Here is a 12,903-nt window from a genome sequence, read left to right as displayed (position 1 = left end):
CGCTTCAATCCTAACGATAATTTACAAATTGCAAAGGTGTGTCATAATCACTTTCTCGCAATAAACTAATAACTTTCTGTAGTTCATCCTTCGACGCAGAAGTAACACGAACGAGGTCGCCCTGAATTTGCGGCTTAGCTTTCGGCGCATTAGCGCGAATATCAGCGGCAATCTGCTTCGCCGTCGGCTGATCAAGACCTTGCTTGAACGGAATCTCCCAAGTCGTTTTCAGGTTCGAAACAACTTTCTCTTTTGATAAATCCAGAACTTTACTTGATTGACCGCGCCCCGCCAACTTCTTGCGCACGATGTCTAATACGGCGTCAACTTGCCAATCATTGTCGCCGGTAATTTTCATACCCTTTTTATCGTCCAGCCAATCAATTGCCGCACTCGTCCCCTTAAAATCATAACGCCCTTGGATTTCTTTTTCAGCCTGCATGAAAACATTATTCATCTCAGCCTTGTCAATTTCTGACACAATATCAAACGAAAAACTCGCCATCTTCCCTCCTAATTTTTTCTATTATACCAAAAAATCGCCCCGTTTAGAGCGATTTTCTGATTTTGCTTTCGGGCAATAATTAGCCGCGAGCAAAGTGCGCAAAGGCGCGGTTAGCTTCAGCCATCTTGTGGGTGTCTTCCTTCTTCTTAAAGGCAGCACCAGCTTCATTGTAAGCGTCAACAATTTCCAATGCCAAACGCTGTGAATATGGCATTCCACTACGAGCGCGAGCTGCTTGAACTAGCCAGCTAAACGCATAGTGCAATTGTCGATGTCCCTGAACTGGGAATGGAATCTGGTAGTTAGCACCACCAACGCGGCGAGATTTGACCTCAAAGCTTGGGCTAACGTTCTTCAATGCTTTTTCAAACACTGCCAATGGATCTTCAGAATCCAATTTCTTAGCGGCAGTTTCTAGGGCTGCGTAAACAGCGCGCTCAGCCGCCAATTTCTTGCCGTCTAGCATTGACTTGTTGATCAAACGCTGAACTAGTACGCTTTGGTATCGGCGATCAGGCTTAAGTTCACGCTGCAGTTTCTTGGTAACTTTACGAGGCATGATTATTTATCCCCTTTCTTTGTACCGTACTTAGAGCGGCCCTTCTTGCGGTTGTTAACACCCTGAAGGTCAAGTGCGCCACGTACGATGTGATAACGTACACCAGGAAGGTCAGGCACACGACCACCGCGGATCAAGACCACAGCGTGCTCCTGCAAGTTGTGACCTTCACCACCGATGTACGCCCAAACTTCATAGCCGTTGTTCAATTTAACACGAGCAACTTTACGCAAAGCTGAGTTTGGTTTCTTTGGCGTCTTAGTCGTCACACGCACACAAACACCACGCTTAAGCGGTGCATTCTGGTCGTAATAACGTGTTTTTAGGGCGTTATGAATACGACCTAGTGCTGGCGACTTGGACTTTTTCTTAGCCGTTTGGCGCGGTTTGCGCACCAATTGGTTGATTGTTGGCATCCAATTTCTCCTTGGTTGATTAACTAATTATGGCATTTTGCCTTACGGTTTGGATTCAGCAACTCCTCTCCGTGTCTATACCTTTTCCGCCGAGATTGCAGTCTGTACACATTCAAACCACCGCGCACTCCGAAAAGAGGAAACTCTGAGAGGAATTATAACACACTTGACGTCAAATATCTACCCAAAATATAAAAATAATAGATGTCACTAAAATTTAATAGAAAACCGCCCCGGAATTGAGGCGGTTCCTGTAGTTGCGAAGCCTACTTATTAAGCGACAACTTCTTCTTCGACGAATTCGTCTTCGCTCGGTGTTTCGAGTTCTTTGCCTTCTTCGACAGCACCAGTTCCTACTGGAATCTTGCGTCCGATGATGACGTTTTCCTTCAAACCGTGCAAGTGGTCGGCTCGACCAGATACGGCGGCGTTAATCAAGACGCGAGTAGTATCCTGGAAGGATGCGGCTGATAGCCATGAGTCGCTCCAGATTGACACCTTTGTGATACCGAGTAGCAATTGCGTGTAGCTAATCAAGTTCTTACCTTCAGCAGCCAATTGCTTATTCGCATTGACCACAGCGGCCTTAGAAACGATGTCGCCAGTCACGAATTCGCTATCACCAGCATCTTCGATTTGCACGCGACTAAACATTTGGCGAACAATAATCTCCAAGTGCTTGTCAGCCACGTCCTGACCCTGAGCAGCGTAGATTCGCAGAACTTCGTTGATGATGTAGCGCTGAGTTGCCTCAACACCCTTAAGTCGCATCAAATCGTGCAAGTTCAACGATCCAGCCGTCAATCGATCACCAGCTTCAACAACATCGTTTGCCTTAACGACCAACTGCATATTGCCTGGGATTTCATAACGAGTTGGCGAAGCAGCCTCTGCCGCGATCACCAAAGTATCTTCGGCCGACTCAATTACACCGTCAAACGGCGCAATCAAAGGTCGAGTGTCGCTCTCGCCAGTTGCCAAGACATCGCCAGCCTTAACGCTTGAGCCAGCCTTGACCACAACGGTTCGTCCTTCTAATGGCAATCGTTCAACCTTGCCGGATTCTGGTGTAATTTGAACGATATACTTCTTGCCATCTTCCCAAACATCGACCAAACCAGCAACTTCCGTAATAAATGCTTGACCCTTTGGCGTGCGCGCTTCAAACAACTCTTCAACACGAGGAAGACCTTGGGTAATGTCACCACCAGCAACACCAGAGTTGTGGAAGGTACGAAGCGTCAACTGAGTACCCGGCTCACCAACTGACTGAGCGGCGATAACACCGACTGGCTGATGATTGCCAACCAATTTACCAGTCGACATATCAATACCGTAACTTCGCTGTGGAATACCGTTAAGGTTATTTGTTGATAATACAGACTGAATCTTAACGCTTTCAATGCTTTCGTCGTCATCAATTGAATCTGCGATTTCACGCGTGATCAATTCATTCTTATTGACGTGACCTGGAATTGTTTCAGCAGCATAACGACCAGCCAAACGGTTTGAGAAGTCAATCATCGTCTCTTCAGTTTCTGATCGGTAAATTGCGTAACCTTCGTCATCTCCATCAGTGTCTTCAACGGTAAAGACATCTTGTGCAACGTCTACCAAACGACGAGTCAAGTAACCTGAGTCGGCAGTCTTAAGAGCTGTATCAATAAGACCCTTACGTGCGCCACGAGTTGCAATAAAGGCTTCAAGACTAGACAAACCGCCGGTGTAAGAGCTGCGGATTGGAAGCTCAATCTCATGGTTGGTTGCGTCCATCTGAACACCGATCATCGCGCTCGCCAACTTCACGTTGGAAATATCACCACGAGCACCAGAGTTAACCATCATAGAAATACTGGTGTCCATGTGCGCCAATTGGTCTTTCAGGAATGCCGTAATCTTATTGTCGACGTTTCGCCATGCGCTAACCGTCAAGTTATATCGCTCTTCCTCAGTAATCAAACCTTGGTCGAATTGCTCAGAAATCAAAGCCGCCTTAGCATCACCTTCAGCCACAAATTGAGGGATTTCCTCGAAGTGGACGTAGTCGGTCATACCAGTCGACACAGCCGCAACCGTAGCAAAGCGGAAAGCTTGACCCTTCATGCGGTCTGCAATCTTAGCGGTTTCTTCGGCGCCGTACTTGTTAAAGATTTGCGCCAGCACTTTCTTAAGCTGTTTCTTGGTCTGGACATTATTGTCATACGGGAAATCTTCAGGCAGAATTTCATTGAAGAAGACGCGACCCAAAGTTGTTTCACGCATTTTACCTTTCGCAAAGATACGAATTGGGGTTTGCAAGTGAATTACGCCATTGTCGTAAGCCATTTCTGCTTCGTAAACAGAACTGTAAGTCTTAATCTTATCAGTCTGAGCTTGTGGCTTGTCGTAAGTCAAGTAATAGTTACCAAGCACAATGTCCTGCGAAATGTGCAGCACTGGCGCACCATCGGCAGGCTTCAATAAGTTGGCAGTTGCGCTCATCAATTCACGAGCCTCAGCTTGAGCCTCTTTTGATAGCGGCAAGTGAACAGCCATCTGGTCACCGTCGAAGTCGGCGTTAAATCCGGCACAAACTAGCGGGTGCAACTGAATAGCCTTTCCTTCAACCAAAACTGGCTGGAAGGCTTGAATTGACAAACGGTGCAAACTTGGTGCGCGGTTAAGTAACACGTACTTGCCTTCAATTGCTGAATCCAGCGCGTCCCAAACTACAGCTTCACCAGCTTCGATTAGGCGTGAAGCCGAGCGAATATTGTGCGCAAATTCATTCTTAATCAACCAGCTAATCACGAACGGCTTGAACAATTCCAGCGCCATTTGCTTTGGCAAACCACATTGGTTAATCTTCAATTTTGGACCAACCACGATAACCGAGCGACCAGAATAGTCAACGCGCTTACCAAGAAGGTTCTGGCGGAAGCGACCTTGCTTACCCTTTAGCATATCACTCAAGCTCTTCAAGCTACGGCGACCACCAGTCGAACTAACCGCGCGACCGCGTGATGCTGAATTGTCAATCAAAGCGTCAACAGCTTCCTGAAGCATGCGCTTTTCATTGCGCTGAATAACTTCTGGCGCGTTAAGCTCAATCAACTTCTTTAGGCGATTGTTTCGGTTGATAATTCGGCGATACAAATCGTTCAAGTCAGATGTCGCAAATCGGCCACCAGACAACGCCACCATTGGACGAAGATCCGGAGGAATAACTGGCAGAACGGTCATACATAGGCTTGACGGCTTAATACCAGCAGATTCCATACTCTCCAACATCTTCAAGCGCTTTAGCAACTTCTTCTGTCGCTGACCTTTTGCAGTTTCAGCTTCCTCTGTTAATTCAGCGATAAGCTTTGGTAGGTCAATATTGTCCAAAAGTTCCTTGACTGCGCTGGCGCCCATGCCAACTTCGATCAATTCGTCATATTCTTCTGGCAAGTTGCGATATTCGCTCTCTGAGATCAAAGCACCCCTGTTTAAGCTTTCCAACTGAGATTTCTTACCAACGTAAGCTTCTTCCAACTCCTCAACTTCACGGCTCTGCTCTTTAGCTAGTTGCTTAACATCAGCGCCATCTTCTTCAGCCATTTTTTCGTAACGGATTTTGATAGCCTTACGAGCCAAATCAGTTTCCGCTTCCAAATCTGCCAAATATTGATCACGAGTTGCTTCGTCAACGTTTAAGATGACGTAAGTTGCAAAGTAAACGATTTTCTCAATATTACGAACCGTCATGCCAAGCAGCTGGCTCATGGCGCTTGGCGTGCCGCGCATAAACCAAATGTGCGCAACTGGAACTGCCAATTGAATGTGTCCCATTCGCTCACGGCGAACGATTGATTTAGTGACCAATTCGCCGTTCTTATCGACAGCAGCTTCGCGTGATCGAACACCCTTAAGCTTTGAGTCGTGTGGATTGATGTCCTTAACTGGACCAAAGATTCGCTCACAGAACAATCCGTCGCGTTCTGGCTTTTGTGTGCGATAGTTAATTGTTTCTGGCTTCAAAACTTCGCCGTAGCTCCATTTCAGAATGTCTTCTGGGCTAGCTACCGCCAAACGAACCGCGTCAAAATCGCTGATGCCCGTTGCGTTAAATGCAGAATTTGCCATCTTACGCGTCCTCCTTTATCTCTTCTACTTCATCAATATCTTGCACGCTCATGCCATCGTCAATTTCACCGATGTCATCTGATTCGTCCAAGTATGTTTCTTCTTCCTCATTGTCAGCAGCAACGGTTTTGTCTTCCGGACCACTTGAAGCAATAACGTGCTCAGCGTCAACTGTTGCCTCGTCGTCAACCAAGTCAACTCGAAGACCCAGACCTTGAAGCTCCTTAACCAACACGTTGAAGGATTCTGGAAGTTTTGGACCAACAATTGGCTCATCCTTAATGATTGACTCGTAAGCCTTTGCACGACCGTAAACGTCGTCGGACTTAATTGTCAACATTTCCTGTAGGGTTGCAGCGGCGCCGTAAGCTTCCAATGCCCAAACCTCCATTTCACCGAAGCGCTGACCACCGTTTTGCGCCTTACCACCAAGCGGCTGCTGAGTAACCATCGTGTATGGACCAGTTGAGCGGGCGTGAATCTTGTCAGAAACCATGTGGTGCAACTTAATCATGTGCATCACACCAACTGTTGTTCGCTCCTCAAACGGTTCACCGGTGCGGCCGTCAAACAATTGACTCTTACCGTCACGCGCCAAACCAGCTTTTTCTAGCTCGTCGGAAATCTTCTCACTTGGAACACCGTTAAATGACGGAGTTGCCACACGGTAGCCCAATGCTCGCGCTGCCATACCAAGGTGAGTTTCAAAAATCTGACCAAGGTTCATGCGGCTTGGCACACCAAGTGGGTTCAAAACTACGTCAACTGGCGTACCGTCTTCTAGGAATGGCATATCTTCAACAGGAAGAACTTTCGCCACAACACCCTTGTTACCGAATCGTCCAGCCATCTTGTCACCAACGCCAATCTTTCGCAATTGCGCAACGAAGATCTGAATTTGCATCAAAACGCCAGCCTTCAACTCGTGACCATTTTCACGACTAAAGATCTTAACGCCAACAACTTTACCGCCGCCTGCGTTGTTCATTCGCTGTGATGTATCGCGAACGTCCTTAGCCTTTTCACCGAAGATTGCGCGAAGCAAGCGCTCCTCGGAGCTCAATTCCTGCTCGCCCTTTGGTGTAATCTTACCAACCAAAACATCGCCAGCCTTAACCTCTGAACCAATTTGAACAATCCCGTTCTCGTCCAGGTGACGCAAACTTTCCTCGGAAACGTTTGGAATATCGCGCGTCACAATCTCTGGACCAAGCTTCGTCTCACGAACCTCAACGGTGTAATCTTTAATGTTAATGCTTGTCAATCGATCATCTTCAACCAAACGACGACTCATAATAATCGCGTCTTCCATGTTGTAGCCACCCCATGGCATAAAGGCAACCAGAAGGTTTTTACCTAGGGCAATTTCACCGCCGGCAATTGAGGCGCCTTCAATCAGAATGTCGCCCTTCTTAACCTTGTCGCCACGCTCAACGCGGACTTTTTGGTTGTAGCAGCGATCGTCATTGTTCTTTACGAAATGCTTCAACGTGTAAATCTTTACGCCGTCGGCATATTTAACGTGAACTTCGTCGGCATCAGCGCGAACGACTTCACCGTCGCCACTAGCCTGAATCAAGTGACCACTATTCTCAGCCACGGCCTTTTCAATTCCAGTACCAACAGTTGCGGATTCTGGACACAATAGAGGAACCGCCTGGCGTTGCATGTTTGAGCCAGTCAAAGCACGGTCGACACGAGTCTTTTCAATAAACGGAACCAACGCCGCAGTCGAACCTAGAATCTGACGGTGAGCTGCGTCCATGAATGTAACTTGGCTAGCATCAACTTGTGATGGCTGCATGTTACTTCGAGCATTAACGCGCTCGTCGCGGAAAGTTCCGTCTTCATTAAGAGCCTCACCAGCATCGGCAATAACTTCACCAATTTCCTGTGAAGCATCCAAATAAACAAGCTCATCAGTGACTTTTCCGTCTTTCACACGAAGATATGGAGTTTCAATAAATCCATATTCATTAACACGTGCGTAAGCCGCCAAGTTCAGCACCAAACCGATATTCGCACCTTCTGGCGTTTCCACTGAACAGATACGACCATAGTGAGTTGGGTGGGCATCACGAACCTCAAATCCAGCGCGCTCACGAGTCAAACCGCCAGGACCAGTCGAGCTCAAGCGTCGCTTGTGACTCAATTCTGACAATGGGTTAACTTCGTCAAGTAGCTGCGACAACTGGCTTGAAGTAAAGAATTCACGAACAGCTGCAACAATTGGACGAGCGTTAATCAATTGACTTGGGCTAACACTTTCCAAATCGGCCACACTCATGCGATCCATCGCGTTACGCTGCATTCGAAGCATACCAACACGGAATTGTCGGGCAATCAATTCACCAACCAAGCGAACTCGGCGGTTGCTCAATGCGTCAATGTCGTCAGCTGGCTCTTGCGTATTGTTCAAGCGAATAACTTCACGCAAAATCGCCACCAAATCGCTCATTTGCAACGTACGATTTTCAGCCGTATTTGCAACATCCAGACCCAAGCGTTGGTTCAATTTATAACGACCAACCCGCGAATAATCGAACCGCTTGAAGTCAAAGAACATTCGCTCAATCATCTGACGAGCGTTATCAACCGTTGCCAAGTCGCCTGGACGCAATCGACGATAAACCTCAATCAACGCCTCGTTTGCACCACGAGAAGTATCCTTATCCAAAGTTTCGTCAATGTATTTTACGTCACCAGTGTCAATATCAGCGAACAACTCTTTAATTTCGCTAGTCTTTGGATAGCCCAAAGCGCGCAACAAAGTCGTTGCTGGCATCTTGCGGCGGCGATCAATTTTTACGTAAATTGCGCCGTTAGAAGCCGTCTCAAATTCCATCCAAGCTCCACGTCCTGGAATGATTTTTGCGCCGTAGTAATTACGTCCCGCTACCGTTTCAGCAGTGAAGAAAACACCAGCAGAGCGAATCAACTGGCTAACAACCACGCGCTCCGTACCGTTGATAATGAATGTACCGCGCTCGGTCATCCATGGATATTCACCGAGGTAAATTTCCTGCTCTTCAACTACGCCAGTTGTCTTGTTTGTCAATTCAACCGTTGCGTGCAGCGGAGCCTCAAATGTCAAGTTGTTTTCTTTGGCAAATTGGTCAGTGTTTTTTGGCTCGCCAAAATAGTATTTGCCGAACTTTAATGACAACTTCTGACCAGTGTAGTCGTCAATTGGGTTAATTTCTGAAAATATCTCACTCAAACCTTCTTCGACGAACCAGCGCCAAGAATCTTTTTGGTGAGCGATTAAGTTTGGTAGCGGCAGGGCATTATCACCAGAGGTGAAATAGACGCGCTCGCTACTTGTGGTTGGTTTTTTTGCCACAGGCGTAAACACTCCTCGCTTTAATTAGTGGTTAATAGGCGGCCGTGAAGATCTCTAATTCATAGCCCAAAATCACGATTTGCCTACTCGCAATTTTCACCCGCCATGAATACACTACTTCTATAACTACTCATTATGACGAAAAACGTCAATAAAATCAAGGGGTTTTACTAGTGTTTTTCAATATTATCAATCAACATATCGTGAACTTCGTCAATCGTCCCGTCAGCAGAAACTACCGGAATTCCGTATACTTTGGCAATCTCCAAATATCCATCGTCGACTTTTTTCTGAAAATCTTGCCCACGCGACTCAAAAGTATCAGGATTTTTCAGCTCGCCGCGCATAGAAATTCGCTCTTCCCGCTTATCGCGACTCAAACTCAAAATAACCATAACATCTGGCTTCAAATATTTTTCATCGGTGAACAATTCTGTCAATCGCAGAATTTCCGACTCGTCATAACCTTCGCCTCGCCCCTGATAAACCAGCGTTGAAATATAATTTCTCGCGCTCAAAACAATTTCCCCACGTTCCAACGCAGGCTGAATTTTTTCCCGCCATAGTTCACGCCGAGCTGCAGAAAATAGCGCCACATTCACCGCCGCAGAACGCGCCAGATCGCCGTTTTTTATAACTTTTCGAAGTTCATTTGCTATCGGAGTTGATTTTTCCGGATCATCGCTTCCCGGCTCTTCGATCACGCAGACCGTTCGCCCGATTGACCGAAAATATTCCGCCAATTTCGCGACCTGCGTCGACTTGCCCGTCCCGTCATTGCCTTCGATAACTATATATTTTCCCGCGTCGCTCATCATTACCTCGTAATCACAGTATGCGGCTTATTCAGATAAATCATCATCTTTTTCGCCTTGCCGTCAACTTTTATAAAATGCGTGTGCTGGTGCGCCATTGACCTGGTTTTACTTCCTTGAGCTCGGGCGTAAATCGAATAGCCGTTATTCTCAAATTTCGCAATCTGATTCATATAGTCAATCTTTTCCTCGTCGCTCAAATTCGCCAGCGAATCCACGTGCCGTTTCGGTATCACCATCAAATGGTCGTCCACGCCGCAGCCATCCCAAAAATTATAGCCAAATCTGTTCTTAATGATCAGACAATGCGCAGTTTCACCAACGACCTGATCTGTGTGATGCTTTACCAATTGACAAAAATCGCAGCCGTCAGACTTGTGCTTTTTCCTGTGATCGATATATTCTTTTTCCTTCGTCCGTGAGCGAAACATTGAACCTGCCATCATCACAAAATCCCCTCGCTAAGTCCCGCGATTTTCATCGGTTTATGTCGACGGTCCTTAAACGCCCGCGGCAACATCATTTCTGGACGCCAAGTTTTTATCAATTCATCCAAATCGTCAGTGTGCTGATATTTGCCGCTCATTCCACCGCGTCCACTAGCATATCCGCCATCAACCTGACCAGTGTGATGAAAAATCAATTGCCCAATACGTTCGCCAACAGGCAAAACCACACTCTCATGCTTATTCAAATTGTAAATCTCAAGCGTAATCCGATTGATATATCCCGGATCAACCCAGCCAGCATCAAAACACACCGCCACGCCGTTTCGCCCCCAAGAGCTACGACTTTTCACCTCAGCCGCGCCGCCATGCGTCCGAATTCCAACAAATTCGTGCGTGTGTGCCAAAATTCGCTCACCAGGTTTCAGTACGATAATCGGATGATCTGGCGGAATATTCTTAAATTCCCGAAAACCGTGCCGCTCACACCATTCGGCGTGCGGAATTGCCTTAAGCGGACCCTTGAAGTATCGATTGACCTCAGACTCGTCAAACGGATTATAAACTCGCGAAATATCGTCATATTCCTGCTTATAAAAATTAAAGCCTAGCGTAAAATCTAAGCTGGCTTCCGATACGTTTTTTGGGTTGAACGGCGTACAGACAATTGTCCCGTCTTCAATCGCCGCTAATATATCTTTATTTGAGTACACGCTCACTAAACACCTCCCATTGCGTGATTTTTCTACCAAATCTTATTATGGCAAGTTTATGCATTCCTATCAAGCTTTCAGTAAATTTTACAGCATGTTAAACTGAAATTATGGAAAAAGCCATTATTGTAGCTTACGATAAAAACCGCGCCATCGGACAAAATGGCGATATGCCGTGGGGGCGAAGTTTGCCGGCCGACTTGGTGAATTTTAAGCGTTTGACGAGAAATAGCAATGTCATCATGGGCAGAAAAACGTTTGAGTCAATTGGCTCGCGACCACTTCCAGACAGAGAAAATATCGTCATCTCGTCCAAGCCAACTGGCGTCAAAAAAGTTCTTACGGCTATGAATTTACGAAGTGCCCTGGCTTTATCGCGATATCCGACTTTTATTATTGGCGGCTCACGAGTTTATAAAGACGCGCTAGATATTCCAGAAATTGACACTATTTACGCCACAGAGGTTAATGCCGAGTTTCCCGATGCTGACACTTTTTTCCCAGAAATAGATATGGACGCATGGGAGGAAGTAAGTCGCGCACATCATTCGGTAGATAATGAAAATAATTACGATTTTGATTTTGTGATGTATAAAAGAAAATAGCCTTCTTAAGTTGACAGTATTTGATGTTTGTGGTATAGTAGAGATTATGAACGAACGACCCACAGTACGCGTAGCAGTCCTTGAGAGAATGGAAGATGTCACGCTTGCAGATCTCCCAGAAGGCAAAACAATATTACTATCTGGCAAACCTACCGAAGCAAACAACACAACATTCAATGATAAAGTTCCCGTCATAGAAAAATGGACAGACGAAGACGGAAGAACTAGAATATTAGGAAGGTACGCGACCATAATGTATGACGCCAACACTCAAGAACTGAGCCTCGCTCTACCCGATCAAGAGATTACCAGACTACGACGCTCCGACACTGAGGACCAGAACTATATAGCCTTTACAACCGAGGATCCTGATAAAGAATAAAAACCGACAGCCTCAGCCAACAGACGTAAAAATCACGAATCACGCAAATCACACTACACAGCAATCGGCGCCTTGATCGGTGGATGATGCTCGTAGTCCTCCAGGCGGATATCGTCAATAGTGAAATCGTCGATACTCTTGATGTCTGGATTCAACCACAGCTTTGGTAGCGGCAACGGACGGCGCGATAATTGCTCGTCAACCTGCGCGCGGTGATTATTGTAAATATGTGCACTATTTAAGGTATGGATAAACTCGCCGGGTTGCTTGTCGGTAACCTGAGCGACAATCGACAAAAGCAGCGCATAGCTGGCAATATTAAACGGCACCCCAAGGAACATATCCGCCGATCTCTGAGTCAGCGCTAAATCCAGTTTATCCTTCTCGCCGTCTTTACCGGATCTTACGTTAAATTGAAACATTGTATGACAGGAGGCAGCCCGCCGGCTTGGACAATGTCATCAATTTCCGCCACATTCCACGCGCTCACGATATTCCGACGCGACTCTGGGTTTGTCTTTATTATGTCAATGGCGTTCTGAATCTGGTCAATAATTCCGCCCTTCCCGTCCGGCCATTTTCGCCATTGGACACCATAAACAGGTCCCAAATTTCCCCATTCTTCAGCAAACGCATGATCGTTCGCAATCTTATCAATAAATTCCTTCATGCCAGCGCGCCACTTGTCGCCGTTAATTTCTGGTATTTTCTGACCAGTTTTTTCTAGGTAATTTTTATATGGCCACTCATCCCAGATATGAACGCCGTTTTGCGCCAAATATTCAATATTGCCCGTACCCTTGAGAAACCACAAAAGCTCATGAGCGACGCTTTTGAAATATAACTTCTTCGTGGTCATAGCTGGAAATCCGTCCGCCAAATTATATCGCGTCTGAATACCAAAAACTTCTGTCGTCCCCGTTCCCGTACGATCGCCTTTTTGCGCACCGTTATCACGAACGTATTTCAATGCGTCTAAATATTGCCTCATAAGCCCTCCTTGCCTATCTCA

At 46.5% G+C, this 12,903-nt stretch carries 10 protein-coding genes and 1 pseudogene; 2 read left to right on the top strand and 9 right to left on the bottom strand.

All coding sequences use genetic code 11. From position 1 onward, the window contains the following. Positions 1-10 precede the first annotated feature (10 nt). From LRM42_RS00865 to LRM42_RS03955, 8 genes are all read right to left on the bottom strand, one after another. Complete coding sequence (locus LRM42_RS00865; RefSeq protein WP_243816399.1) at positions 11-505, bottom strand: YajQ family cyclic di-GMP-binding protein; 495 nt, start codon at positions 503-505, stop codon at positions 11-13. A gap of 79 nt (positions 506-584) precedes the next feature. Further along, positions 585-1,064, bottom strand: coding sequence for a 30S ribosomal protein S7 (gene rpsG / locus LRM42_RS00860; protein WP_129635155.1), 480 nt, complete (start codon positions 1,062-1,064; stop codon positions 585-587). A 2-nt stretch (positions 1,065-1,066) separates the two neighbouring features. Beyond that, positions 1,067-1,480: a 30S ribosomal protein S12 gene (gene rpsL / locus LRM42_RS00855; protein WP_129631024.1), complete on the bottom strand. Its 414-nt coding sequence runs from the start codon at positions 1,478-1,480 to the stop codon at positions 1,067-1,069. Positions 1,481-1,753: 273 nt separating this feature from the next. Then, on the bottom strand, positions 1,754-5,587 hold the full coding sequence (rpoC, locus tag LRM42_RS00850) for a DNA-directed RNA polymerase subunit beta' (protein ID WP_243816398.1): 3,834 nt from the start codon (positions 5,585-5,587) through the stop codon (positions 1,754-1,756). Between the two features lies 1 nt (position 5,588). Then, positions 5,589-8,930, bottom strand: coding sequence for a DNA-directed RNA polymerase subunit beta (rpoB, locus tag LRM42_RS00845; protein ID WP_243816397.1), 3,342 nt, complete (start codon positions 8,928-8,930; stop codon positions 5,589-5,591). Positions 8,931-9,100: 170 nt separating this feature from the next. Further along, positions 9,101-9,745, bottom strand: coding sequence for a dTMP kinase (tmk, locus tag LRM42_RS00840; protein ID WP_243816396.1), 645 nt, complete (start codon positions 9,743-9,745; stop codon positions 9,101-9,103). Between the two features lie 2 nt (positions 9,746-9,747). Beyond that, positions 9,748-10,188, bottom strand: coding sequence for an HIT family protein (locus tag LRM42_RS00835; RefSeq protein ID WP_243816395.1), 441 nt, complete (start codon positions 10,186-10,188; stop codon positions 9,748-9,750). A gap of 2 nt (positions 10,189-10,190) precedes the next feature. Continuing rightward, positions 10,191-10,910: a dCTP deaminase gene (locus LRM42_RS03955; protein WP_243816394.1), complete on the bottom strand. Its 720-nt coding sequence runs from the start codon at positions 10,908-10,910 to the stop codon at positions 10,191-10,193. 104 nt (positions 10,911-11,014) lie between these two features. On the opposite strand from LRM42_RS03955, the gene LRM42_RS00825 reads away from it, so the two are divergent. Beyond that, complete coding sequence (locus tag LRM42_RS00825) at positions 11,015-11,509, top strand: dihydrofolate reductase (RefSeq protein ID WP_243816393.1); 495 nt, start codon at positions 11,015-11,017, stop codon at positions 11,507-11,509. Between the two features lie 46 nt (positions 11,510-11,555). Further along, positions 11,556-11,891 (top strand): hypothetical protein, encoded by a 336-nt coding sequence (locus tag LRM42_RS00820; protein ID WP_243816392.1) that lies wholly within the window; start codon positions 11,556-11,558, stop codon positions 11,889-11,891. Positions 11,892-11,944: 53 nt separating this feature from the next. Here LRM42_RS00820 and LRM42_RS00815 read toward each other — a convergent pair. Further along, positions 11,945-12,882, bottom strand: a pseudogene (locus LRM42_RS00815) (thymidylate synthase). Positions 12,883-12,903: the final 21 nt, after the last annotated feature.

Origin of the sequence: Candidatus Nanosynbacter sp. TM7-075 (genome assembly GCF_022828255.1) — a bacterium.
GTDB lineage: Bacteria > Patescibacteriota > Saccharimonadia > Saccharimonadales > Saccharimonadaceae > Nanosynbacter.
Note: the sequence above shows the minus strand (reverse complement) of the source record. Positions and strands in the feature narration are given on the sequence as shown.